Origin of the sequence: Gracilibacillus marinus (genome assembly GCF_042651725.1) — a bacterium.
In the GTDB taxonomy this organism is placed as follows: domain Bacteria; phylum Bacillota; class Bacilli; order Bacillales; family Amphibacillaceae; genus Gracilibacillus; species Gracilibacillus marinus.
This window is the reverse complement of sequence record NZ_JBHSDV010000001.1, coordinates 825731-851901: the sequence shown is the minus strand read 5'-3', so window position 1 is coordinate 851901 and position 26171 is coordinate 825731. Positions and strand designations below refer to the sequence as shown.

Below are 26171 nucleotides of genomic sequence, written 5' to 3'. Positions count from 1 at the left end.
ATTGATAAGTGATTCATGAAGTTGCCTAGTTTCTGGGAGTTGAAGCTGGATGATACAAAAGCGGAAACTCCCGGTTAGAAACGTAGCAACTGGAATGCATCACTTGAAATAATAAGTCACCACTCAAATGACTAATTGTGAAAGGACTTGTGTGCGCTTGACTCGCTTCGGCTTGCCCATTCCCCTTTCCATGGATTTTTTTCTTCAGCTAACTTTTCCCAGCACAAACCGCTTGGAAAAGTGGATCTTCAGAAAAAAAGATTCCATAGGAGTGGGAGTGGGCGCCTACGCTCAGTGAAGTTCTACAATGTTTTCGAGTATTGGCATTTTGGTTTATTAAAGATAGAAGCTTATTTTGATATATAGTCTAGAGACAAAATCATAATTAATATGGAATAAAGCCAATGATTTTATGATTATATTCATTGTAGAGTATCAAAAAGGGAAACAGACAAACGGGAGCGGTTGCCAAGCACATATCGAAGCTTAAAATTGCTAGATAATATTACATCTCACTTTCCTTCTAAATACGCACAAAATCCAAACGATTCGGTAAAATGCTTTCGAACCGTTTGGATTTTTTTCATTCTTTATTTTTTCAATCTAAACACAAGAATATAGCCATATTTGTTATCTAAACAAATCTAAGAATCTTTCCCAAATACCTTTTTCCTCTTCTTTTTCTTGCTTTTCTTCATCTGACTCTTCTTTGTTCAATGCTTTTGTAGTAATAACAAATTGTACTGTTCCAATTTGTTCATTCTTATCTGACACAAATGATTGTGCTTCGAAATCTGATTTATCATATTCAGCAATCATTTCATCTATGCCGTCTTTCATTTGTTCAGGTAAATCCGCTGTCTGGTTTGCTAATTCTCCTGTACCATCGTGCAATTCTCTAGCACCATCTGCCAATTGCGCTACACCATTGTCAAGTTCATCAAGACCTTGATGAATATCAGTATAACCTGTAGTCAATTGACTTAAGCCATCCACATACTCCTCTAATCCCTTATGAAAAGATTGATAATTTGTTGCTAAAGCACTTATGCCTTCTTGTAATTCTGCCATTGATTTCGTGATATCCATTGAGTCTATCGCATTTGCAATATTATCTGATGTGGTAGCTAATCCATCAGCCATATCAACTAATGCTTGGTTCACTGATGGTAAATTTGTCTTTACTGCATCAAATGCAGGCTTCACCTGTTGATAAGTTCCTTTTACCATATATGCAGCCTCATATGTTTCCAAAAGTTGTTGGACCACTTTTTCATCTACATCACTTTCTTTCAATGCTTGCATTTCCTCTTCCGTTAACTTTGTATCAGGAATAAGATGGATTGCATTAGTTAATGCATCATATGCTTGGGAATACTTTTCATCTAATGTCTTTAATCCCTCGGCAGTTTCTGTTAATCCACTACTAATTTGATTTAATCCTTTTGGTAATTGTACTAATTGTGATAAATCGACACTTCCTGCTTCTCCAGATAATGCCTGATTTAATTGTACTAACGCATCTTGAATAGAAGACGAAGCCGCTCGCAATTGATCTGATGATTGATTTAATTCTGTCATCCCATTCTTAAATTCATTCGATCCACCCAGTAATGCTCCCAATCCATCATTCAATTCATTGATACCAGATTGAAACTCCCCTACACCTTTATGCACATCATTAATTGCACTACTTAATGTTCCTAATTCATCTGTCATCTCATCTACGTTAGGCGCATCAATTGACATGGAAGAAGGTACTGCGGTAATATCAATGCCATCCATTTCAAAGTCTGTCACATCCGCTTTTATAGAAAACTCTCCATCATTCTCTGGCATTACAGTAAATGCCACTTGTTTGTTTTTTCCAGCATTAGCAATTGTAGCATTTTCTGCAACAATATTTTCAAAAACAGATGGCTGTAATGTAAAGGAAATCTGTAACAAGTAATTATTATAGAAAGTTTCTTTACTATCTTTATTTTCCTTTGTTGTGAGACGAATTTCCAATGCACCATCTTGCCCGATTAATTCCTTTGGCTCAATGATTTCTCCATTTAATAGATATTCTATCGTAATATCCCACGGCAATGACAACTGATCCAATTGACCTTGATAATAAAATTCATCCTCTGTTGCCTCGAATTGAATTTTGTCACCATCTAATTCAATTTCATTTAAATTGCTTAGATTCTTTACTTCCGTATAGTTTCCGTAGTCTACTACTGACCCTTGTTCGCCCATATCAAAACGATTAACAACATACATTCCTTCTTGATTACCCAATGCATCTAATGTCGCATAAATGACTTCATCTTTCGTCTTGATTGTTCCCGCGTCCGCTTTAGCTGTACTTACTACTGGAAATAGTAAAAATAAAACAACTGTATATATCATTATTTTTTTCCAACTCATACACTTAATTCTCCTTATAATAATTTGCTTTTAACGTAGTTTTTTGAATGAATTTATCCAAAAAGACAAGCATTGCTGGCAAGAAGAATATTACCATAATGAATGCAAGTAGCGCTCCACGCCCTAATAATAATCCAATGGAACCAACAACAGGATTAGAAGATGTCATCCACAATATAAACCCAACACTAGATAATATCGAAGCACTTATCGCTATAGAGAATAGTTTCTCATCTAATGTAAGTTTAATCGCTTCGATACTTGACATTTTCTTCCTGTTTTCCTTATACCCTTCCATTAGTAAAATCGCATAATCGACTGTTGCTGCTAATTGTACCGTACTTACGATTAAATAGCCGACATACACAAGGGAGAAATTAGTGAAATACGGTACTGATAGATTAATCCATACAGCAGATTGAATGGTTAGCAATAACACAATTGGTATGGAGATAGATCGGAATGTAATAATTAGTACAATCGCAATTGTAATGACAGTTAGCATATTTACAAGTGTATTGTCTTTTTCAACAGTATGTTTAATGTCATACAATGTCACACTTTCTCCTAATACATACGTATCTTCCTCATAATAATCTGCTGCAAGCTTAATAACTTGTTCTACTAAAGTAAAAGCTTTGTCACCCTCTGTATCTGTATCTCCATTAATGATAATACGACTATAGTAATCAGAAAAAAACTGATCGGTTATTTCGTCCTCTAAATACTCTGGCGGGATCACTGTTCCAACAGTGTTCGTGTATGCCAACACATTGGATACATCTTCTGTTCCCTCTAATTGTTGTACCAATGCTTCTTCTTTCGCTAAATCACCTTTTGGTACAAGTAAAACAATTGGCGTCAATTTACCAAATGTATCTTCAATTGCGATGATATCTTTTCCTACTCTAGATGTTTCTGGTTGGTCTCCAATACCATAAATAAAATTCGTATTACTTTGTGCCAAAAATGCAGGTACTAAACTAGTCAAAACAATGATAATACTGACATAGCGCCACTTCAATATGCTCCGTCCGACATTTCTAAATTTCGGAATAAGGGGTTTATGTTGTGTTTTGTCAATCCATTTGTAGCATAATAATGTCAGTGCAGGTAAGAAAATCATCACACTGATAAAGCTAAACACAATTCCTTTTACAAGATTAATACCTAAATCTGACCCGATTTCAAATTTCATAAATGTTAGTGCAATAAAACCGAAGAAGGTTGTTGAAGCACTTGCAGCAATCGCAGGAAAGGATTGCTTCATTGCTAATTTCATCGCTTCTTTTGGTTCATTGCCTTTTTCGCGAAAATCACTAAAACTATGTAAAAGGAAAATCGCATAATCTAGTGAGACGGCTAATTGTAGAATTGGTGCAACGGATTGTGTAACAAATGATACTTCACCAATAAAAATATTCGTACCGAGGTTAATAAGTACACTTACACCAATCGCTGTTAAGAAAAAGAGTGGCTCCACCCATGAATTTGTCGAAACAATTAAAATGATAATAATAATAGGTACCAATAACATGGCAGCATACATTGATTCTTTCCCTGCCATTGTCTGTGATGAAGCAGTATTAATCGCTTCTCCAGCCATCGCATTATCTTCGCCGATTACATCATAAATGGCTTCTGTTATACGTACCTCTTCCCCTTCACGTATCGTAAGAGAAATTAAAGCATGATTGTCTTTATAATATGTCTCAACAGTATCTTCGTCTGCTATTTCTAACGGTGCTTTTAAATCAATGGCATCGTCTAGCCATGTCACATTACTTACTCCATCAATTTCTTCAAGTTGTCTTTTATACACTAACGCTTCCTGAACGGATACGTCTGTAACCATCACTCTTGTATTTGGGACCGCACCATCAAATTCTTCTTTCATTACATCCATTCCAATAGTAGAAGGTGCGTCTTCAGGTAAATAATCGACCATATTATAATTAACGGATACAAAAAATTGTGTTACTGTACAAATAATCGCAACTACAATAAATGTAAGTACGACAATCTTTTTATTTTTGATAATAGAATTTACGATTGTTATTCATCCTCTCTTGCATTCCTGCATGACACACTTTATCATTATATAAACACAGTGTTGTTTATTCAACAAACAGTTTTATAACAAATGATAGTTATCCAACACTTAAAGTTAATTTGTTGGATAACTAATAGAAAAAGGTGATAAAATGACTAAAAAGATGGACAGAAGAAAGAAATATACCCAGATGGTTCTTAAGGAAAGTTTTTTATCTATTTTAGAAGAAAAGCCTATATCCACTATTACTGTAAAAGAGATTTGTTCTACAGCGGACATTAACCGTTCCACTTTCTATGCGCACTTTATGGATCAATATGATTTATTGAACAAAATCGAAGAAGAAATTATTGAAGATATGGATAATTATCTTACATTATGTAATTTATGCAAAGAAGATGAAACAATACAAATGACCGAGAAATTATTAGAATATATATTGGAGAATAAACCCGTTTTTGTCATATTATTAAGTGAGAACGGTGATCCTATTTTTCTCAAAAAAGTTATGGATGTGGCACATGCTCATATTGTAAAGACATGGATTAAAGATAGCCCATTAGATACCTCAACGACAACCTATTTATCGACTTTCGTTGTAAGCGGGAGTATTCATGTCATCAAAAAATGGTTGCTAACAGATACTGAATTATCTGCTAAAGAAATGGCATTTATGATTAACCAATTTACATTACAAGGACTATCTTCTATACAGTATTTTTCTCAAAAATAACAGGAAGGAAAGAAAGACAATGAAAATAGACAGTCATTTAGATGAAAGATTTAAAATTGCTAATCGAGAAGCACGAATCGGTATCATACTTGTCATTTTTAATTTTTTTTGGTGGTTCGGATTTGCTTATGGACTTGGAGATAAAGATCCGAGCGAGTATTCTTTTGTGTTCGGTTTTCCTGAATGGTTTTTTTACAGTGTAATTGCAGGAACCATTATTATGATAATGTTAGTATTTCTAGTAGTGACATTCTTATTTAAAGATATGTCAATTGATGATAAGGAGTTAAACGATTAATGAACATCATAACATCTGCTACATTTTTTGGATCTATTCTCTTTATTTTTTTAGTCGGACTTTTTGCAAGTAGACAAAAACAAAACAAGTCTTCTTTCATCGATGATTATTATTTAGGCGGTCGAAGTCTTGGTGGATTCGTACTTGCTATGACAATGACAGCTACATATGGAAGTGCGAGTAGTTTTATCGGCGGGCCAGGTATGGCATACAATGAAGGGTTAGGTTGGGTATTGTTATCTATTACGCAAGTCGCCACCGGTTATTTTACATTAATGATACTAGGAAAAAGATTTGCAATCGTAACAAAAAAAATGCAAGCTGTGACAATGGTCGATTTTCTTAAAAGTAGGTACAAGTCAAAAACGGTTGTAATTCTCGCATCGATTAGTATTGTCGCTTTTTTATTCTCAAGTATGGCAGCTCAATGGATAGGTGGAGGAAGGTTAATTGAATCACTAACAGGTCTTTCCTATGAAACGGCTCTACTCCTTTTCGTACTCACTGTATTAGTTTATGTGACATTCGGCGGATTCCGTGCTGTTACATTAACAGATGCGGTACAAGGAAGCATTATGTTTGTCGGAACACTTATTTTACTTATTGCTGTAATTATAGCAGGTGGAGGTATTCCGAATATCATAGCTGACTTACAAGCGGAGAATCCTAACCTTATTACACCATATGGACAAGATGGTACGCTAACACCACTATATGTATCTTCATACTGGATCCTTGTCGGTGTCGGTGTTGTTGCGTTGCCACAAATCGCTGTCCGTGCAATGTCTTACAAAAATACAAAAGCATTTCATAAAGCAATCATTGTCGGGACAATAGTTGTTGGTATGATTATGCTTAATATGCATTTAATTGGTGCATTTGCAAGGCCAATTTTACCTGGAATTGACGTTGCAGATAAAGTAATGCCGTTAATCGCATTAGAAGTATTACCGCCATGGTTAGCGGGTATTATATTAGCTGCACCTCTCGCCGCAATTATGTCTACGGTAGATTCCTTGTTACTATTGGTCAGTTCCACAATTGTGAAGGATATTTATGTGAATTATATTAAGCCAGATATTGATACAAAAACAGTCAAACGCATTAGTTTTTCCATTACTGCAATACTTGGAATCATTGTCTATCTTATCGCAATCAATCCACCTGATTTAATTATTTGGTTGAATTTATTTGCAATTGGCGGATTAGAAGCTGCCTTTATATGGCCAATTATTTTAGGTCTATATTGGAAAAAAGGAAATAAATATGGTGCAATCACATCTATGATTACTGGTATTACAACATATTTGATTTTCCAAACATTTTTCCCTAATCCATTTGGCATGCATGCAGTTGTGCCATCGATATTTCTTGCATTTTTAGGATATATAATAGCTAGTTATGCCACTCAATCAAAGGTTCGTCTCCCAATGAAAGAATGGAATTAACTCGATGTACATGGTCGCTCAATAGAGGATCATGTACTTTTTTATCTAAATGTACAATGAAGTGAATGGAGAAAGAATTAACTCGTCCTTGTACATAAAAACTATAGGTATTACTTTAAAAATTTAACAAACTTTGTTTTTCGATTATACAAAGTGTTAAAAATCTGTTATACTTTCATTATTAATGTAAATGGAGGTACTAATATGACTAAGAAACCTGTACAAAATGAACCATTAGTGACACACATTTATACAGCAGATCCTTCTGCACATGTATTTGATGGCAAATTGTATATTTATCCTTCACATGATTTGGATCATGATATGGAATCAAACGATAATGGTGACCAATATAAAATGGAAGATTATCATGTTTTATCAATGGAAAATGTAAGCGCTCCAGTTGTAGATCATGGAGAAGCATTGCATGTGAAAGATGTACCATGGGCAAGTAAACAAATGTGGGCGCCTGATGCTGCTTACAAAAACGGAAAATATTATTTATTCTTCCCTGCACGCGATCATGACGATATTTTTAGAATTGGTGTCGCAACTAGCGACAATCCTGCTGGTCCATTTAAAGCAGAAGATAATTATCTAGAGGGAAGCTTCAGTATTGATCCTGCCGTCTTAGTCGATGATGATCAAAAGAGTTACATTTACTTTGGTGGACTTTGGGGAGGCCAATTAGAAAAATGGCAAACAGGAGAATTCATACAAGATGCTGAAGGGCCAGACCCAAAAGCGCCTGCATTAGGTCCTAGAGTTGCAGAATTGAGTGAGGATATGCTCTCATTTAAATCAGAAGTGAAAGAAATTTCTATTGTCGATGAAGAAGGCAATCCAATCCTTGCAGAAGATGAAGACAGACGATTTTTTGAAGGACCGTGGGTGCATAAATATAATGGACTGTATTATTTATCCTACTCTACAGGTACAACACACAAAATTGTTTATGCTGTTAGCGAAAATCCAACGGGTCCCTTTACCTATAAAGGAACGATACTTAAACCAGTAATTGGTTGGACAACACACCATTCTATTGTTGAGTTTGAAGGTAAATGGTATTTATTCTATCATGATTGTTCACTATCTGATGGTATCAATCACAAACGTTCTGTTAAATTTACTGAATTAACATATAGTGAAGACGGAACGATTCAAACAATTGATCCATATGCGAATCAAGATTAAGAGCAAACATATACTAGTATCTAAAAATATATATTTGACATAAGAAACGAACCCTTAGCTTGTCATTCACTAAGGGTTTGTTTTTCTTATTGCAATTCTAAATTATTGTATATCTCATAATATTCACATGCTTGTTGTTCCCAGTTAAAATCGGCACGAAATGCTCTTCCCACGATTTCTTTCCAATATTCTTTATCTGTATCGAATATTTCCTTTGCTAATACGAGCTTCTCAAACATCTGATGTGCATTATATTGATTAAAAACAAAACCATTTCCTTTATTTGTTTCATTTGAAGTATCTGTTACAGTATCGGTTAATCCTCCAGTTGAATGAACTACAGGAGGTGTACCATATTTTAGTGCGATAATCTGACTTAATCCACACGGTTCAATGCGTGATGGCATTAAAAACACATCACTCGCAGCATAAATCTGTGATGCTAATTGATTATTAAAACAAATATGAATCGATGTATTACTAGGATACCTTTCTTTCACATAATGAAAAAAATCTTCGTATTCTTTATCTCCTGTACCTAGCACAATCAGTTGCATATCTTGTTCCATTATTTCTACAATCATCCGCTTAATAAGGTCTATTCCCTTTAATTCTACTAACCTACTCACCATTCCAATCGTAAATTTGTTTGGATCTAAATGATATTGTTCTGCAAATGCGGCTTTATTTTTTAGTTTAAGCTCATAGTTTGTTTGGTAATTTACATATAATCCTCTATCTATTGCAGGGTGGAACACTTCATAATCTACACCGTTTAATATGCCTTTCATTTTATAATGGACATCTCTTATCACACCATCTAGTCCTTCTGCAAAGTAGGCATGCTCCAATTCTTTTGCATATGTCGGAGAAACTGTTGTAACAAAATCACTAAAATATATTCCTGCTTTTAAAATATTACAAGCACCATGATATTCTAATTCACTTGTAATATCTTCTGGATAAAAACCTAACAGTTCAAATAAAGTATCCGCTCCATATATTCCTTGATATTTAATATTATGAATCGTCAAAATTGTCTTCATATAATCTGCCGAGCATAATTGATGATTATATTGTTTCTTCAATAACATTGGGATTGCCGCTGTTTGCCAGTCATTACAATGAATAATATTCGGGCAAAAATCATATATAGGAATAAATGTTAAGATTGCCTTAGAGAAAAATAAAAATCGTTCTGCATCGTCATAATACCCGTACAAACCTCCTCGGCCAAAGTAATAATCATTTTTAATAAAATACCAAAATACATTTTCATGAACAATATAATACAATTCACATTGCTGATTTCTCCAATTTAATTGAACAGTAAAATCACCTATTTTCTCCATTCTTTGTACAAACTCTTCTGGGATGTCTCCATATAATGGCATGACTGCTCTTATATCTACTTTTTTCTTTTTCAATGTCTTAGGCAAGGCATACGCAACATCACCTAATCCTCCACTTTTGGCAAACGGAAATGCTTCAGATGTAGCAAATAATATTTTCAATTACTACTCTCCTCTCAGTCCGATCTCTTTTTTATTAATATAGGTTCCGTTGTATGACTTGTAATAAATTCGCCTGGCCTTATTCTGACATTTTTATCAAGTATTGCATTAACAACGACTGCATCTTCTCCGACCACTGCACCTTGCATAATGATACTGTTTTTCACTTTTGCTCCATGTCCAATATTTGTATTTCGAAACACGATACTGTCTTCAATACTCCCATTCACTATTGCTCCACTAGCAACCATCGCTCTTTTTACTTTAGCTAGTTGTCCATACACAGTCGGATGATTGTCTTTAGATTTTGTATATATTTTCCTTTGATTCTTAAACAATTCTACATGTGTCGCACACTTAATTAATTCCATCGAACATTCATAGTATGCTTGTAAGGAATGAATCATTTTCACGTAACCTGATACAGGATAACTATGGATATGAATTTGATCCAAACATTGCTGTATTATTTCTATAAAATCTATGATTCTTCTTCTTTTTGCTTCACGTAACATGTTCAAAAATACGGTTCTTTTTATGATAAAAGTATCTATAAATAAATTCTGGTTCTGAACTTTATTAGAACTATAATAAATTTTTTTCACTTCATTATTTTCTAATTGTAAAAAGAGTTCTTGATCAAGCATATAACCTTGATAATTTTGTTTATACAACATCGTTATATCTGCATTAGTCTCTTGGTGTTCTTCTAAGATTTTTTCCATTTCTAGATTAGCAACAATATTACATCCACTAATAATAATGTTCTCTACTTCTTCTGGTAACTTATCAAAGAATGGTTCATTATCTAAAAAATCTTGCACGGACAATCTACCAACTGGTGCAATTTTTACTGATCTGTCTCCTTGTAACACTAGTAAATCATTACTCTTACGACTTAAGTTCCAATCTTGTCCTTGCTTCAGATGATCCACTAATGAACGATAATTATAAGAACCAATCACTCCAATATAGATATCTTCATTTAAATTCACTAGATTAGATAATGGAAAATCTATTAATCTGTATTTTCCTCCTATCGGTATTGTGTGTATACTTCTGTGTCCAATTAAGCCATCGAGATTCGTCATATTTGAGCTATTTGTAATAATACCTACAGTGCGCTTCATGACTGTACCTCCCTAACAAACAATGTTACATTGTCCGATTGCACATCTCCGATTCTTGCATTTTCTTCAATTACTGCATTATCTGCAATAATCGCTTTCTCAATAATAGCGCCTCGTCTCACTTTTACATTTCCTAATAGAATAGATTCTTTTATAATCGCATCTTCTTCTATGATAGCATCCTGACTAATAATCGATTGCACAATATTTCCATTAATATAGCATCCATCAGCGATTAAGCTATTATGTATCATTGCATGCTCTCCAATAAAATGTGGTTCTCGATTCGGGTTATTGGAATATACCCGTAAATGTTCACTTGTCAAATTAAAATCGTCTCTATTCTTAAGTAAATCCATATTCGCTTTATAATAACTATCTACTGTTCCAACATCTCGCCAATATCCATGAAATATATGCGCAAAAACACGTTTGTTATCCGTAATAAGTTTTGGAATGATATCGTGCCCAAAATCATTAGATGAATGTTCGTTGCTGTGATCTGTCAGTAAGACATCTTTTAATACCGTCCATTTAAATACATAAATTCCCATTGATGCAAGATTGTTTTTTGGCTCATTAGGTTTTTCTTCAAAATCAATAATTCTATTCGTTTCATTTAATTCCACAATGCCGAAGCGACTAGCTTCTTCTAAAGCTACTTCACGCGTGCATATAACCAAATCAGCATTCGTTTCTTCTGCTTGTTCGATCATTTTAGAGTAATCCATTTGATAAATATGGTCACCAGAAAGGATTAAAACATATTCAGGCTCAAACATTTCAATAAACTCAATATTTTGGTATACTGCGTCTGCTGTTCCTTTATACCATTCTGCATTATTTTCCCTCATATATGGTGGCAAAATATACACACCTTGGTTCATTTTATCCAATGCCCATGCATTCCCATTTCCAATATAGCGATTTAATAACAATGGTTTATACTGTGTCATGACTCCAACTGTATAAATCTCTGAATGAAAACAATTGCTTAAACTAAAATCAATAATTCGATATTTCCCCCCAAACATCACACCAGGTTTTGCGTTATTGATGGTTAAATCTTCTAGTCTCGTACCTTGTCCACCCGCTAGTAACATCGCTATTGTATTCGCCTTTTTCATCAATGGTACCCTCCAATATTCGCATTTTGTTCTCGCCACAAATAGTATTTATAATCACTTACAATGGTAAATATGCAGAAAAAAATACCTTGCAGCTTCTGGGTGGTATAGAAATAGTTGTGTTTTGTATCACTTGTTGTACTTTTCGCATTGTGTTCATGTCACAAGCGTGCGTATCTATTTCTAGTTTCCAATGATAGTATTCTGGTAATTGTGGCAATTCTACTTTATGCTCTTCCCAATGACTATTTATCAAGATATATGCGTATATATCCACTGTGTTCTCTCCATCTCTACCTGCAAACATGACACCAGCAACTCTTTCTTCTTCCCAGTCACTTAACTGCCACGGATGAATACCATGTTTAGAGAAATGAGGATAATGACTTTGTGCACTTTTTGTTTTTCTTCGTACAATGGGATACTTTTTACGCAAATGGATTAAGTATTTTACAAATGCAAACATTTCTTGATTTTCTTCAAACAAGGTCCAATCCACCCATGAAATCTCATTATCTTGACAATATGCATTGTTATTACCTTGTTGGGTACGTAAAAATTCGTCTCCTGCTAAAATCATCGGTGTGCCCCTGCTCATTAAAAGAATTGTAAACGCATTTCGTATCATTTGTTTTCTTAATTGGTTAACTTCTTCATTGTCCGTTACACCTTCTATTCCACAGTTCCATGAATGATTATGACTCTCTCCGTCTTTGTTATCCCATCCATTTGCTTCATTATGCTTATCGTTATAACTATATAAATCATGTAATGTGAACCCATCATGACATGTAATAAAATTCACCGACGCACTATTAAATCTAGTTTCAGGTGGGTACAAATCAAGTGAGCCACCAATTCGATCACAGACTGTATGCGCAAGTCCACTATCTCCTTTTAGAAAAGATCGCACATCATCTCTATACTTCCCGTTCCATTCTGACCAACGATTCCAATCTGGAAATGTTCCTACTTGATATAAACCTCCCGCATCCCATGCTTCTGCAATTAATTTTACATTTGAAAGAATAGGATCAAATGCTAAATTCTGTAGAAGTGGCGGATTATTCATAGGCGAGCCATCTTCACTTCTTCCTAAGATGGAAGCTAAATCAAATCGAAACCCATCGATTCGGTACTCAATCACCCAATAACGTAAACAATCGATAATCATTCGTCTTACAATAGGATTATTACAGTTTAATGTGTTGCCACAACCACTGAAGTTAAAATAATGTCCATCAGGCGTTAACATATAATAAACACTATTATCGAACCCTTTTAAATTAATACTTGGTCCTTGTTCGTTGCCTTCTGCTGTATGATTAAATACAACATCTAAGATTACTTCTATTCCATTCTCGTGCATTTTCTTAACTAAACTCTTTAGTTCGGTACCTTCTTTATTATGTTCTTGATTGGAATTATATGCGGTATTTGGCGAAAAGAAAGAAATAGGGTTATATCCCCAATAATCGTATAATTTCTTTCCATTGTGTATTCGCATGCCACTCATTTCATCAAATTCAAAAATTGGCATTAACTCTACTGCGTTTACTCCTAATTCTTTTAAATATGGTATTTTTTCTATTAAACCATCAAAAGTACCGCCATTCTTCACTTCAGAACTACTATGTTTGGTAAAACCTCGTACATGTAACTCGTAAATGATTAAATCTTCAATTGGAAGATGTGGTGCTTTTGTTTTTTTCCAATCAAACACATTCGCAACAACTCGAGCACGATAACTCATCCCATATGCCGGCTTTTGTCCCCATTTGCTTTGTCCCGTCACTGCCTTTGCGTATGGATCTAAAAGGTAATTGGTATTATCAAATATTAATCCTCGACTAGGATGATACGGACCATCTACAATATATGCATATTCAAATTCTTCTATGTCTAGACCAAATACAATCATCGAGTATACATTGCCAACACGGTAATTATCAGGAAACGGAATAATAGCGTAAGGATCTTCTTCTCTTGGTTTAAATAATGCTAGCTTAAAACTAGTTGCATGCTGAGAGTGCACAGTAAAACTAACTCCACCTGGAATCAATGTCGTCCCATACTCATCAAAAAATCCTGGTCTTATATCAAATCCCTCAACCTTATCTATCGGTACAAGATTTTTAACATATTGATCTAAAAATATCTCATATGGTCTTAGCTCATTATTCTTCATCATGGGTCCCTCATATCTCAAGCAATTTTATGATTTTTTTGTACGTTTCTTCTTTATTAATACTCCTTGCAACCCATCTAGTGAAATTGTAATAGACTGTTCAAAGTTGTGCATTGGCACTTCTTCTGTCTTCACATATTTTATTTTTGTTTTCCGAAATGGTTCATGCTTTGTTTCAAGCAATATACGATATTCCCCTTCATATGGCACACCAATTCGAAATTCATCATATCCAACAGGTGTGAAATTTAAGATTACGATAATGAAGTCTTCTTTGTTGTAATAACGAATATAACTAAAGATACTTTGACTACAGTTATCTGCATCAATCCACTGAAAACCTTCATCACAATAATCTTTTTCATATAGTGCCTTTTCCTGTAGATACAGTTTATTGATTGTTTTGATGAAATGATGAAAGCGTTGATGTGCATCATATTCTAACAAGAACCACTCAATTGGTTCGTAATATCGCCATTCTATAAATTGTGCAATTTCATTCCCCATAAAGTTTAATTTTTTACCTGGATGCGTGATTTGATAGAGCATCGTCAACTTTAATGTGAGAAACTTATCCTCGTAACTTCCAGGACATTTATCAATCATGGATTTCTTTCCATGCACTACTTCATCATGTGAAAATGGTAATAAGAAATTCTCACTATTAGCGTAATGCATTGAAAATGTGATCAAGTCATGAGATCCTTTTCGAAATAGTGGATCCATTGAAATATATTGTAACGTGTCATTCATCCAACCCATTTTCCATTTCAAATTAAAGCCTAATCCTGAATCTTCTACAGGGGCTGTCACAAGCGGCCAACTAGAAGATTCCTCTGCTGCCATGATTGCATATGGATATTTCTTAAAAACCTCAGTATTTAATTCTTTTAAAAATGCAACACCATGTAAGTCTTCACCATTCCCATATTCATTTACATATGTTTCATTGTCTAAGCCAAAATTCATTTGTAAAATGGAAGTCACACCATCAACTCGAATCCCGTCAATATGATATTTTTCGAAATAAAAGGAAGCATTGGAAATAAGAAAGTTCCTTACTTCACTTCGATAGAAATTAAATTTCTTCGTACCCCAGTTCGGATGATCGATACCATCATATAATGGCGTGCCGTCAAAATATAGCAGTCCATGTTCATCTCGGCAAAAGTGTCCAGGTACCCAATCAAAAATAACGCCAATATTAGCTTGGTGACACGTATCAATTAAATACATTAAATCTTGAGGTGTTCCGTATCTACTTGTCATACTATAATAACCAGTCACTTGGTATCCCCAAGATCCGTCAAAAGGGTGTTCCATTAATGGCAAGATTTCTATGAAGTTATAATGCATTTCTTTTAAATATGGAATTAATTGGTCTGCGATTTCACGGTAGGAATAAAAATACTTCGGGTGTAGTGATTTATATATGTCATCTTCTAATGTACTGTTTTCTTTAACATTCCATGATCCAAGATGTATTTCATAAATATTGATTGGTGAAGTGAGAGGATTATATGCTTGTCTAGTTTGAAGGAATGAGGAGTCATTCCAGTTGTATTGATTCAAATCAACAATGATCGATGATGTACCTGGTCTTACTTCTGAATGGAAAGCATATGGATCTGCTTTATATATATGTCTCCCATCAGGCAAAATTAACTTATATTTATATTGTTCTCCCTCTTTTATACTCGGAATAAACAAGTGCCATATTCCATTATCATTTAATCGTTCCATCTGATGAATATTGTCATCCCATTCATTAAACGAGCCAACAACAGATACAGCTAATGCATTTGGTGCCCATAATGTAAAGCGAACACCTTTTCTTTCTTTTGCATGTATCATGTGTGCCCCAAAATATTCATAACTGTTATAGCATTTGCCAATGTGATAATTGTCTAAATATTCTACTACACTTTTTTCCAGAATCATTTACATTCCTCCTACAAATGAAATAGCAAAGCTAAAATGGATTAAGAAAGTTCTTATATATGAAGAGGTGTCTAGTTTAAATAAGTAACATATTTATTCTATTTCTATATTACTAAATTATGATAGAAAAAAAACAATTTAAAGAAAAACGTTACATTATTTAACATAAAATTAACTTTTTAATACAAAAGCGTAAGTGCCCGGTTAGAAACGTAGAGACTGGAACGCATCAACTGAAATAAAGGAATCACGATGAGCTTGCGAATCGATGATGACTTATTGATTGTTGATACGTGAAGTCTCCTAGTTTCTGGGCACTGGAGCTGGATGATACAAAGGCGTAAGTGCCCGGTTAGAAACGTAGAGACTGGAACGCATCAACTGAAATAAAGGAATCACGATGAGCTTGCGAATCGATGATGACTTATTGATTGTTGATACGTGAAGTCTCCTAGTTTCTGGGCACTGGAGCTGGATGATACAAAAGCGTAAGTGCCCGGTTAGAAACGTAGAGACTGGAACGCATCAACTGAAATAAAGGAATCACGGAGAGCATGCGAATCGATGATGACTTATTGATCGTTGATTCGTGAAGTCTCCTAGTTTCTGGGCACTGGAGCTGGATGAAGCAAAAGTGTAAGTGCCCGGTTAGAAACGTAGAGACTGGAACACTTATTTTTACTATATAAATTCCTATAAATAAATATTAAAAAAATAACTAGCATTTCTGAAAAATCGTGCTAATATTATATTGTTCTAGATTTACTTTTTTTCACAATTTAATAAGATGGGAACATGGCGAATGAAATTATTATCTTTTAATCCTTTTCGTACAATTGGCATACCTGGTGTGAAATATATTAAACCAGATCATATGTTTAAAGAGATGCAAGCAATTCGAGAAGCAGACCTTATTCTATTTCCCGAAACATGGCAAGTACCAACACTTGTTTATGGATTAAAAAAACAAATATTCCCAAGTATTGAAACAATGCAACTTGGTGCAAGTAAAATCGAAATGACTAGAGCATTATGGTCAATTGCGAATACACATATCCCATACACAGAAATCCATTCAAATAATGAGACAAATAGAAAAGCGATATTAGAAACATTCCCTTTTCCGTTTGTTGCAAAGGAACCTCGTAATTCTATGGGGAATGGTGTATTTTTAATTGAAAATGAAGCACAATTTCATAATTATGCGAATAGAAGTGATGTGCTATATGTTCAAGAATATTTACCTAACGATGGGAAAGACTTGCGCATTTGTTTTGTTGGTGATCAAATTTTTGCGTCTTACTGGCGTGTTGGTCAAGAAGGAGAGTTTTTGCACAATGTAGCAAGAGGTGGCGACATATGCTACAACTTCATTCCAGAGGAAGCATTAGATATTGTGACAGATATTGCTACAAAACTGAATATTAATCATGCTGGGTTCGATATTTTAGTGAGTAATGGCAACTATTACATCCTAGAATTTAATGTGTTATTTGGAAATCAAGGATTAGGTAATCAAGAAATAACTGTAGAACAAGCAATCTATCAATATTTATTAAGTCATTTTTCTCCATCATTTCCTACATCACCTTCACCAGGGAAAATTATTTCGTAATGAAATGATTTATGTGCTTATACCCCCTCCGGCTTGCGCAATCCTCTTTCCATGGATTTTATGATTACTTTCACTGTAGAGTAAACATCCACGGAAAGGGAAACGGACAGGTCGGAGCGATTGCGAGCACATACAAAAGCTCCAAATAACCAAATAGAGTTATCTGGAGCTTATCTTCTAATACGCAAAAAATTCTTTTGTTCAAACCTCAATTTCTTCATCGATTCCTATAACTCACTAAATATTCCTACATAATTCGTAACATTACCTCCAGCATCCTTTAAGACACTAATAGATAACCACTGTGTGTATAATTCCCCACCTTTTCTCTTATTCGTAATCTTACCCTGCCAAATTTCTTTTTCTTTTAACTGCATCCACATTCGTTCATAAAAAGAATCTGTTTGGACACCAGAGCTTAAAATATTTGGTTTCAGACCAAGTATCTCTTTCTCTTTATATCCAGTAATCTGTTCGAAAGCTTTATTTATTTTTGTAATGTTTCCGTTCTCGTCTGTGACTAAAATTCCTTGACCAGCATTGTTTACAATATAATTCGATACATTTAATTTATCCGTATAATACATCCATATAATGATAATTAAACTAGCTAGTGCAAATTGAGATAATGCCATAAAACCTATAGCATAATGTCCATTTATATCATGGACTGTTGTTAGAATGATTGGCGGAAAAAAACCACCAAGTCCTCCCATCGCAGCCACAATGCCATTTACAATTCCCGCTTGCTTTGAGAAATATAATGGCACTAATTTAAAAATGGTACCATTCCCAATCCCTGAAAAAAAGGCAACAGACAAACTACCGATTGTATACAACAAGATAGTTGGCGAGAAAGAGAGTACTACACCGGAAATCGTTAACCCTGCAAAGACAATCATCAAAATCTTAAATGGATTAAAACGATCACCAAGATAGCCTCCAATAGGTCGCATCAGTGTACATAGAACAATAAAGCCAGCTGTTCTTAATCCTGCATCTACCTCTGATAATCCAAATTCAGAAACTAAGAAATTCGGTAAATACACGGTTAACGCCACAAAAGAGCCAAAAGTTAAAAAATAAAAGAAACTTAAAAACCATAACTTGTTGTTTTTGTACACACCTAATACTTGACTTTTTAGTGATGTTTGTACTTTCGTTTCTTTTTTATCACCAAATGCAACATTCAAGATAGCAAAAAGTAGCAATGGAATTATAAACGTAAATACAGCAATTCGCCAACTATACATACCTGCAATAATTGGCGCGCCGAATGATGTAATTGCTGTACCGATATTACCTACTCCATATATCCCATTTATAAATCCGTGTTTTTCTTTCGGATAGTATTTTGGTAAGGATGTTACACCAACTGAGAATACAGCCCCACCAATTCCAAGAAATAATCCTGAAATAATTAAATCAATTAAACTATTTGACATCCCCAAATAGCCAACAGGGAATATAAGAAAAAGTAAACTTAATATAAATAGCCCTCGTGCACCAAAACGGTTTGTATAATAACCGAGTGGTACACGTAATAGAGATCCTAAGATAACTGGAATTGCTGTTATTAATGAAATTTGTCCAGTTGTTAAAGTAATATCTTGTTTAATGAAACTCATCAATGAAGAAAGTAAAACCCATACCATAAACCCAACAACTAAACTTAATGTTTGTAAAGGTAATTGTATTTTTCCTTCCTTATTCATCTGAGATCTCCTTTCCTACTAACGGAAAAATAGCTATGATTTATTCTTTGTCGAATAACCTACTCTTGATCGATATTGTTGCGGTGATCTCACCAAATAGTGTAATGGTGCACTATAAATATGCACTAAATGTGTAAAAGGGATAGACGCAAACAAACCAAAAGATGCGATAACATGTACTTTAAATAATAATGGAACATCTGACATCAACTGATAATTAGGTTGAAATGCAAAAATACTACGGAACCATGGTCCAATCGTTGTACGATATTCATAATGCTCGACTGTTGTATTATAAATAATTGTCATGTATGTGCCTATTCCAGCAACAATAATTATCGCAATCACACTGAAAAAATCAGCAAAAGTGGCATGTATTCTTACTTTATCAATTGTTGCTTTTCTAATTAATAAAATAATCGCTCCACTGATTACCATTAATCCAGCTAGACCTCCACCATAAACTGCTCCGAAATGATAGATGTCATCAGATACACCTATTGCCTGATAAAAGCTTAGTGGAATAATCAAACCCATTGCGTGTCCAATAATTGCTAGTAATATACCATAATGAAAAAGTGGGGAACCAATTCGTAGCCACTTCTTTTCCAGAAATTCTGTTGATGGTGCTGTCCAAGTCTTTTGCCGATACATGTAACGATACAAACATCCAACAATCATAATCGATAGCGTTACATAAGGAAATATCACCCACCAAAATATATCTACCATCTGTTCCACTCCTTCAATTGTACATAATTGGATATGGTAATTCTGCTAAATCAGTAGTTTCACGATTTCTCTCCATTTCTTCTAGTTCTTTATCAGATGGCGCTTCAAATACATATGTCATTAATAATTCAAAAATGGGGAAATAGAGATTTGTCTTCGGAATATTTTGATAGATCGTTTGAGTTACAGTACCAAGCCTTTTCCATAATCGAATCGCATCGTCTGTTTCTTCCATTATTGCTATTAACTCATATAGCATCGGTATATAATCTGCTAGTTCTTTATCATTTCGTTCGAATCCCGCTTGATTAATTATTTTTTGTAATTGGATAAGACTTGCTCCACGCTTATTACTATCCCCTACTTCATATGCAGTTAAGTACAATCCTATTTCTGCTTTTAAATCAAATGTATTTACATAAAGCTTCTCTAGTTCAATAAAAGACATCATTTGAAATGGTCGAATAAGTAATTGTAATTGATTTCGTTCCATTGACCAATGATTCGAAGTATTTATCCACTCTTGCACCATTTCTATCGTCTGTTTACTTGGATAATCTAATAAATGTGCTGCGACTAATAATAATTCCGCTTCTTTTTCTCTCATACCTTCTTCCTTCTTTCAAAAGGATATGTGACCATGCCTTCAGGTGGTGCTAAATCTTCAATACTACAAGCACCTTGCCTGTAATGAAGGTCTTCATGCATTTCACGTCTTCCTGTCGGTATAACAAAGCGATCTTTATATTTAGCAACACCTAATAAATACGCCATCTCTTCCACATCTAATTCTGTCATTCCTGCCTCTTTTAACAAGTTACTTTCTCGTAATGGGTCAACTCCTCCAACTGTTTTTTGACGCATGTGCACACGCATCGTTGTTAGTTTTAGTAATACTTTTCTTATTACTTTTGTATCACCAGCAGATAAAAGAGAGGCTAAGTATTCAACGGGAATGCGCATTTGGTCAATTGCAGGAATATAGCCATCTGTATTTAATTCTTCTTCATTTGTAATATGATTCATAATCGGGCTAAGCGGCGGAACATACCATACCATTGGTAACGTTCTATATTCTGGATGTAGAGGTAATGCGATTTTCCATTTTATCGCCATTTTGTATACTGGGGATTCTTGTGCACCTCTAATCCATTCATCATTAATCCCTTCTTCTCTTGCTTTATTGATAACTGCTTCATCAAATGGATCTAAAAAACAATTCAACTGTGCTTCATATAAATCTTGAGGATTTTCTACAGATGCAGCTTCCTTTATTTTGTCAGCATCATACAATATCACACCAATATAACGAATTCGACCAACACAAGTTTCGGAACAAATGGTCGGTAAGCCTGCTTCTGTTCGTGGATAACAAAAGTTACATTTTTCGGCTTTATGTGTATTCCAGTTATAGTACACCTTATTATATGGACAACCGTTCATACAAAAGCGCCAGCCACGGCACTCGTCTTGATCTACCAAGACCACGCCATCCTCATCTCTTTTGTACATCGCACCCGATGGACATGATGCAACACAAGAAGGATTTAAACAATGTTCACAAATTCTAGGTAAATACATCATAAATGTCTTTTCATATTCCATCGCAATGTGTTCTTGTAACTTTTGCACATTTGGATCCATCGGGACAATTTCACTGCCACCAGCTAAATCATCATCCCAGTTAGAACCCCATTCAGGCTTATCGATATATTTACCAGTAATCATCGATTTTGGACGTGCAACAGGTAAGCTATCTCCTTTCTTTCTATGAATTAGATTTTGATAATCGTATGTCCATGGTTCATAATAATCTTCTAATGTTTCCATATCTGGATTAAAGAAGATATTCTTTAATTTTGCTAATGGTCCCCCTGCACGCAGTCTTAACTTTCCATTAGAATACTCCCAGCCACCTTTGTAGCGATTTTGATCTTCCCATTGTTTTGGATACCCTGGCCCTGGTCGTGTCTCTACATTATTAAACCACATATATTCCGCTCCAGGTCTATTCGTCCATGTGCTTTTACATGTTACAGAACAAGTATGACAACCAATACATTTATCTAAGTGCATAACCATTGCTACTTGTGCTTTAATCTTCAAGCCAATCGACCTCCTTCATTGGTTTAATAATTGCCATCGTATCTCGTTGGCTACCAGTCGGACCATAATAGTTAAACCCATAACTTAGTTGAGCATATCCACCAATCATATGTGTCGCTTTTGCTGTTATTTTTGTAACACTATTATGAGTACCTCCACGATTTTTTTTGCCTATTGTCGTTCCAGGAACCCCCATTGTCCGATCTTGGGCATGATACATGTACACCATCCCCTCTGGAATACGATAGGTTAAAACAACTCTAGCTGCAATCACACCATTGCGATTATATACTTCAATCCAATCATTATCTTTCAAGCCAATTTTATGCCCGTCTTTTTCATTCATCCACACAACTTGCCAACCACGAAATAATTGAACCATTGGACTTGCTTCTGTGAACATTGTATGAATTCCCCACTTTTGGTGTGGTGTTAAATACCTTACAGTAAGTGACTTTTCATCATGTAACGTTTCCTGTTCTCCTTTAATATAAGGCCCATGTGCAAGTGGTGGTAAATATATTGGTAATGCTTCGCCAAAATCTAACATCATCTCATGGTCAAGATAGAAGCTTTGACGACCTGTTAGGGTGTGCCATGGAATCGAGTACTCTTTATTCACAGTAAATGGAGAATAACGTCGATGTTCTTTTTCAAGCCCACTCCAAACAGGTGTCGAAATCGTATGTCTAGGCTGCGCTGTTAAATCATCAAGAGTAAAAGCTTCTTCCTCTCTTGTTTTAGCAATATCCTCTAACTGTTGTCCTGTTTTCTTTTCTAATGATTTCCATCCTTCTACTGCACGCTTTCCATTTGAAGCACCTGACATTAATAGAATCGCTTCAATAGCATCTGTATCTTTATATAATTCAGGATGACCTTTTCCTATCCCTTCTCGCTTAGATGTGCCTAATCGATGTTTTAATTCCTCATAGACTTTTTCGCCCGGATAAGATACACCTTTCATACCATATCCATTTTTTAAGCTATCTCCAATTGTTGTCATTTTATCGTATGTTTTGCTGTATTCTCGTTTTACTATATGCATATTAGGCATTGTCTTTCCTGGTATTGCTTCTGTTTCACCTTTTCGCCAATCACGAATTTCACCATTTGGTTGCGCAATTTCACCTTTAGAATAATGACCGAGTGGTGACATCATTAATTCTTCCGTTGTTCCAGGTAAATGCTTTTCTGCTAATGTAGAGAATACTTTTGCAATTTCTCTAAAAATGTTCCAATCACTTTTGGCTTCCCATGGTGGATTTACGGCAGCATTAAATGGATGAATAAATGGATGCATATCTGTTGTCGAGATATCATACTTTTCATACCATGTTGCTGCAGGTAAAACAATATCTGAAAATAGACCTGAGCTTGTCATTCGAAAATCAATACTAACAAATAAATCAACCTTACCTTCTGCACCTTTATCAGCTAGTTGCACAGATTCTGGTTTCCATGAGACATCATCATCTGCTAATACTTGATCATCCCCACCAATGAGATGCTTCACAAAATACTCATGTCCTTTACCACTATCACCAAGTAAATTGGAACGCCAGTTAAAAAACACTCTCGGGAAATTATTAGGATGATCAGGATGCTCAATTGCCCAATCTAACTCACCTTTTTTAATCTTTTCTGTTACCATTCCGATAATTTGCGACTCTGTTATCGCACCATCTTTCTTGGCATCTCGGATGATATCAATACTATTTTGAGTTAATTGTGGATAGGAAGGCAACCATCCTAACCTTGCCGCTAAAGCATTGACATCAGCTGGATGCATTTTTTGATATTTGCTATTCCATTGACCTTTTTCAGTATCAGGTTTTTCTTCATATCTAAATTGATCTGTTGCAAAATAGAAAAAAGATGTTCCATTTTGCAGACGTGGTTGGATTCCCCAATCTTTTGCAAATGCTACTTGTTGCCATCCTTCAATTGGCCTTACCTTTTCTTGACCAACATAATGTGCCCAACCACCGCCATTCACGCCTTGGGAGCCTGTTAATAGAATGAGATTAAGAATAGAGCGATAAATTTGATCGCTGTGGAACCAATGATTTGTTCCTCCTCCCATTGCTATCATAGCTTTCCCTTGTGTTCTTTCAGCAGTATCTGCAAATTCTCTCGCTACTTGTATAACATGTTGACGTGGAACTGTTGTAATACTTTCTTGCCATGCTGGAGTATATGGCTTTGGATCATTATAATCTGTTGGATAATCACCTGGTAATCCTCTATTCACACCTGTGTGTGCCATCATTAGATCGTAAATTGTGGTAACATATTGTTTCTTTCCATTGGACAGTATCATTTCTTTTACAGGTACCCCGCGTTTTACGACATCCCCGACCTCTTTAGCAAAGTAAGGAAATTCCACTTCGATAATGGTCGAATGATTATGCAAAAAACTCAATTGAGGATCGATTTCGCTACCATCCTCTTTAGTCAATTGTAGATTCCATTTATTTGAACTATCCCAGCGATGCCCTTGTGTTCCATTAGGGGTGTCAATTGCATTTGTTACACTATTCCAAACGACTGGCTTCCATTCTCCCAATTCATGCTCATTGGATACATCACTCGCATGTAAAAATCGTCCTGAACGATAGCCATCACTTGTCGGCTCCATACAGACAACAAAAGGCAAATCCGTAAATCTTTTTGCATAATCAATAAAATAAGGTGTTTGTCTGTCCACATAAAATTCTTTTAAAATTACATGTGTCATTGCCATTGCAAGTGCACCATCTGTCCCTGCTCGTGCAGGTAGCCATAAATCTGCAAATTTCTCATATTCAGCATAATCAGGACTTACCCCTACAACTTTTGTACCGTTGTATCTTGCTTCTACCATAAAATGTGCATCTGGCGTTCTTGTTTGAGGTAGATTCGTCCCCCAAATAATAAAATATTTTGAATTATACCAATCTGCACTTTCTGGCACATCCGTTTGATCTCCCCACACTTGTGGAGAAGCAGGTGGTAAATCTGCGTACCAATCATAAAAACTTAAAATTGTTCCACCAATTAATGATAAGAATCTAGATCCTCCCGCATAACTTACCATTGACATTGCTGGTATTGGACTAAAACCAACTACTCGATCTGGACCATATTTTTGTATTGTTGCAATGGTTGCACTCGCAATCATTTCACAAATATCTGTCCAATCTGCTCGTACAAATCCACCTTTTCCTCTTGCTTTGACGTATCTTTCTCTTTTTTCGCTATCTTTTGTAATGTTAATCCATGACTGTACAGGATCAAAGCCTTTTTCTTTTTCTTCTTTCCACATCGCATATAAATCTCCACGTACATATGGATACTTCACTCGTGCTGGGCTATACGTATACCATGAAAAACTCGCTCCTCTTGGACAGCCTCTTGGCTCATACTCAGGAAAGTCTTTACCTGTTGTTGGATAGTCTGTTTGTTGAGTCTCTGAAGTAATAATCCCATCCTTCACATATATCTTCCAACTGCATGAACCGGTACAATTTACACCATGTGTAGACCTAACGACTTTATCATGTGCCCAACGGTCTCTATATGTTTTTTCCCAATCTCGACTTCTTTTGCTTTCCTCAGTAAAACCTTGATTTATTTTGTTTCCTGGAGTTAAGAATTTGAGGTGTTTAAATAATGGATTATCTGTCATTTGAATCACCCTCTCTTTTTAAATGTGCAACCGGATTGAAACGTTCACCTACTAACTTAAAAGAACGATTTCCCTCATACATTTCTTCTATAAAAAGAGATAGTGTAGGAACATTTGCGGCAACTAGAATCAAACGATCGATTGTTTCATAATCTTCTATTGTGTATAATTGTTCTTCTAGTTCAGGGGGGAGTTGTCCAAAACGCATGTATAAAATCTCAATTAAATCTTGTCTATCTTGGCCTATCTGCATTTCTCGTTCATAAAAAAACATCACATTCCCTCGCTTCCA

The 26171-nt window shown here is 35.1% G+C and carries 18 protein-coding genes; 5 read left to right on the top strand and 13 right to left on the bottom strand.

All coding sequences use genetic code 11. The annotated features are described in order from the left end of the window. Nucleotides 1–630 precede the first annotated feature (630 nt). Both ACFOZ1_RS03695 and ACFOZ1_RS03690 read right to left on the bottom strand, forming a co-directional pair. Nucleotides 631–2415: a YhgE/Pip domain-containing protein gene (locus ACFOZ1_RS03695; protein ID WP_390196010.1), complete on the bottom strand. Its 1785-nt coding sequence runs from the start codon at nucleotides 2413–2415 to the stop codon at nucleotides 631–633. A gap of 4 nt (nucleotides 2416–2419) precedes the next feature. After that, on the bottom strand, nucleotides 2420–4363 hold the full coding sequence (locus ACFOZ1_RS03690) for an efflux RND transporter permease subunit (protein ID WP_390196007.1): 1944 nt from the start codon (nucleotides 4361–4363) through the stop codon (nucleotides 2420–2422). A 256-nt stretch (nucleotides 4364–4619) separates the two neighbouring features. On the opposite strand from ACFOZ1_RS03690, the gene ACFOZ1_RS03685 reads away from it, so the two are divergent. The 4 genes from ACFOZ1_RS03685 to ACFOZ1_RS03670 all read left to right on the top strand — a co-directional run bounded on the left by ACFOZ1_RS03685 (nucleotide 4620) and on the right by ACFOZ1_RS03670 (nucleotide 8141). Next, on the top strand, nucleotides 4620–5201 hold the full coding sequence (locus ACFOZ1_RS03685) for a TetR/AcrR family transcriptional regulator (protein ID WP_390196004.1): 582 nt from the start codon (nucleotides 4620–4622) through the stop codon (nucleotides 5199–5201). Between the two features lie 19 nt (nucleotides 5202–5220). Next, nucleotides 5221–5499, top strand: coding sequence for a YhdT family protein (locus ACFOZ1_RS03680; RefSeq protein WP_390196001.1), 279 nt, complete (start codon nucleotides 5221–5223; stop codon nucleotides 5497–5499). After that, entirely contained in the window at nucleotides 5499–6947 is a 1449-nt protein-coding gene (panF, locus tag ACFOZ1_RS03675) for a sodium/pantothenate symporter (protein ID WP_390195998.1), read from the top strand. Before ACFOZ1_RS03680 ends, panF begins: the two co-directional genes overlap by 1 nt. 204 nt (nucleotides 6948–7151) lie before the next feature. Further along, nucleotides 7152–8141 (top strand): glycoside hydrolase family 43 protein, encoded by a 990-nt coding sequence (locus tag ACFOZ1_RS03670; protein WP_390195996.1) that lies wholly within the window; start codon nucleotides 7152–7154, stop codon nucleotides 8139–8141. Nucleotides 8142–8227: 86 nt separating this feature from the next. Here the strand turns inward: ACFOZ1_RS03670 and ACFOZ1_RS03665 are convergent, their stop codons facing one another. From ACFOZ1_RS03665 to glgB, 5 genes are read right to left on the bottom strand one after another with little or no spacing between them, the layout of a single operon-like run. Further along, nucleotides 8228–9655, bottom strand: a complete 1428-nt coding sequence (locus ACFOZ1_RS03665; RefSeq protein ID WP_390195994.1) for a glycogen synthase — start codon at nucleotides 9653–9655, stop codon at nucleotides 8228–8230. Nucleotides 9656–9669: 14 nt separating this feature from the next. Beyond that, nucleotides 9670–10785 (bottom strand): glucose-1-phosphate adenylyltransferase subunit GlgD, encoded by a 1116-nt coding sequence (glgD, locus tag ACFOZ1_RS03660; RefSeq protein WP_390195992.1) that lies wholly within the window; start codon nucleotides 10783–10785, stop codon nucleotides 9670–9672. Beyond that, on the bottom strand, nucleotides 10782–11912 hold the full coding sequence (locus ACFOZ1_RS03655) for a glucose-1-phosphate adenylyltransferase (protein ID WP_390195990.1): 1131 nt from the start codon (nucleotides 11910–11912) through the stop codon (nucleotides 10782–10784). Before ACFOZ1_RS03655 ends, glgD begins: the two co-directional genes overlap by 4 nt. 58 nt (nucleotides 11913–11970) lie before the next feature. Beyond that, entirely contained in the window at nucleotides 11971–14100 is a 2130-nt protein-coding gene (gene glgX / locus ACFOZ1_RS03650; protein ID WP_390195989.1) for a glycogen debranching protein GlgX, read from the bottom strand. 27 nt (nucleotides 14101–14127) lie between these two features. Then, nucleotides 14128–16041, bottom strand: coding sequence for a 1,4-alpha-glucan branching protein GlgB (gene glgB / locus ACFOZ1_RS03645; RefSeq protein ID WP_390195986.1), 1914 nt, complete (start codon nucleotides 16039–16041; stop codon nucleotides 14128–14130). An 802-nt stretch (nucleotides 16042–16843) separates the two neighbouring features. On the opposite strand from glgB, the gene ACFOZ1_RS03640 reads away from it, so the two are divergent. Next, nucleotides 16844–17656, top strand: a complete 813-nt coding sequence (locus tag ACFOZ1_RS03640) for an ATP-grasp domain-containing protein (protein ID WP_390195984.1) — start codon at nucleotides 16844–16846, stop codon at nucleotides 17654–17656. 227 nt (nucleotides 17657–17883) lie between these two features. On the opposite strand, the gene ACFOZ1_RS03635 is transcribed toward ACFOZ1_RS03640, so the two are convergent. The 6 genes from ACFOZ1_RS03635 to ACFOZ1_RS03610 are packed head-to-tail and all read right to left on the bottom strand — an operon-like array spanning nucleotide 17884 to nucleotide 26153. Beyond that, nucleotides 17884–19371: a nitrate/nitrite transporter gene (locus ACFOZ1_RS03635; protein ID WP_390195982.1), complete on the bottom strand. Its 1488-nt coding sequence runs from the start codon at nucleotides 19369–19371 to the stop codon at nucleotides 17884–17886. A 33-nt stretch (nucleotides 19372–19404) separates the two neighbouring features. Further along, nucleotides 19405–20103 (bottom strand): respiratory nitrate reductase subunit gamma, encoded by a 699-nt coding sequence (gene narI / locus ACFOZ1_RS03630; RefSeq protein WP_390195979.1) that lies wholly within the window; start codon nucleotides 20101–20103, stop codon nucleotides 19405–19407. A 13-nt stretch (nucleotides 20104–20116) separates the two neighbouring features. Beyond that, complete coding sequence (gene narJ / locus ACFOZ1_RS03625) at nucleotides 20117–20710, bottom strand: nitrate reductase molybdenum cofactor assembly chaperone (RefSeq protein WP_390195977.1); 594 nt, start codon at nucleotides 20708–20710, stop codon at nucleotides 20117–20119. Beyond that, nucleotides 20707–22209, bottom strand: a complete 1503-nt coding sequence (gene narH / locus ACFOZ1_RS03620; protein ID WP_390195974.1) for a nitrate reductase subunit beta — start codon at nucleotides 22207–22209, stop codon at nucleotides 20707–20709. Before narH ends, narJ begins: the two co-directional genes overlap by 4 nt. After that, nucleotides 22199–25885: a nitrate reductase subunit alpha gene (locus ACFOZ1_RS03615; protein ID WP_390198048.1), complete on the bottom strand. Its 3687-nt coding sequence runs from the start codon at nucleotides 25883–25885 to the stop codon at nucleotides 22199–22201. Before ACFOZ1_RS03615 ends, narH begins: the two co-directional genes overlap by 11 nt. After that, nucleotides 25869–26153 (bottom strand): hypothetical protein, encoded by a 285-nt coding sequence (locus ACFOZ1_RS03610; protein WP_390195972.1) that lies wholly within the window; start codon nucleotides 26151–26153, stop codon nucleotides 25869–25871. Before ACFOZ1_RS03610 ends, ACFOZ1_RS03615 begins: the two co-directional genes overlap by 17 nt. Between the last annotated feature and the right edge of the window lie 18 nt (nucleotides 26154–26171).

Excerpts from the sequence above, each read along its gene's own strand:
- glgX (WP_390195989.1), bottom strand. The coding sequence starts at position 14,100 with ATGAAGAATAATGAGCTAAGACCATATGAGATATTTTTAGATCAATAT.
- ACFOZ1_RS03690 (WP_390196007.1), bottom strand. The coding sequence starts at position 4,363 with ATGGTCGATTATTTACCTGAAGACGCACCTTCTACTATTGGAATGGAT.
- glgB (WP_390195986.1), bottom strand. The coding sequence starts at position 16,041 with ATGATTCTGGAAAAAAGTGTAGTAGAATATTTAGACAATTATCACATT.
- ACFOZ1_RS03685 (WP_390196004.1), top strand. The coding sequence starts at position 4,620 with ATGACTAAAAAGATGGACAGAAGAAAGAAATATACCCAGATGGTTCTT.
- panF (WP_390195998.1), top strand. The coding sequence starts at position 5,499 with ATGAACATCATAACATCTGCTACATTTTTTGGATCTATTCTCTTTATT.
- narJ (WP_390195977.1), bottom strand. The coding sequence starts at position 20,710 with ATGAGAGAAAAAGAAGCGGAATTATTATTAGTCGCAGCACATTTATTA.
- ACFOZ1_RS03655 (WP_390195990.1), bottom strand. The coding sequence starts at position 11,912 with ATGAAAAAGGCGAATACAATAGCGATGTTACTAGCGGGTGGACAAGGT.
- ACFOZ1_RS03635 (WP_390195982.1), bottom strand. The coding sequence starts at position 19,371 with ATGAATAAGGAAGGAAAAATACAATTACCTTTACAAACATTAAGTTTA.
- glgD (WP_390195992.1), bottom strand. The coding sequence starts at position 10,785 with ATGAAGCGCACTGTAGGTATTATTACAAATAGCTCAAATATGACGAAT.
- narI (WP_390195979.1), bottom strand. The coding sequence starts at position 20,103 with ATGGTAGATATATTTTGGTGGGTGATATTTCCTTATGTAACGCTATCG.
- ACFOZ1_RS03670 (WP_390195996.1), top strand. The coding sequence starts at position 7,152 with ATGACTAAGAAACCTGTACAAAATGAACCATTAGTGACACACATTTAT.
- ACFOZ1_RS03680 (WP_390196001.1), top strand. The coding sequence starts at position 5,221 with ATGAAAATAGACAGTCATTTAGATGAAAGATTTAAAATTGCTAATCGA.
- ACFOZ1_RS03640 (WP_390195984.1), top strand. The coding sequence starts at position 16,844 with ATGAAATTATTATCTTTTAATCCTTTTCGTACAATTGGCATACCTGGT.
- ACFOZ1_RS03610 (WP_390195972.1), bottom strand. The coding sequence starts at position 26,153 with ATGTTTTTTTATGAACGAGAAATGCAGATAGGCCAAGATAGACAAGAT.
- ACFOZ1_RS03695 (WP_390196010.1), bottom strand. The coding sequence starts at position 2,415 with ATGAGTTGGAAAAAAATAATGATATATACAGTTGTTTTATTTTTACTA.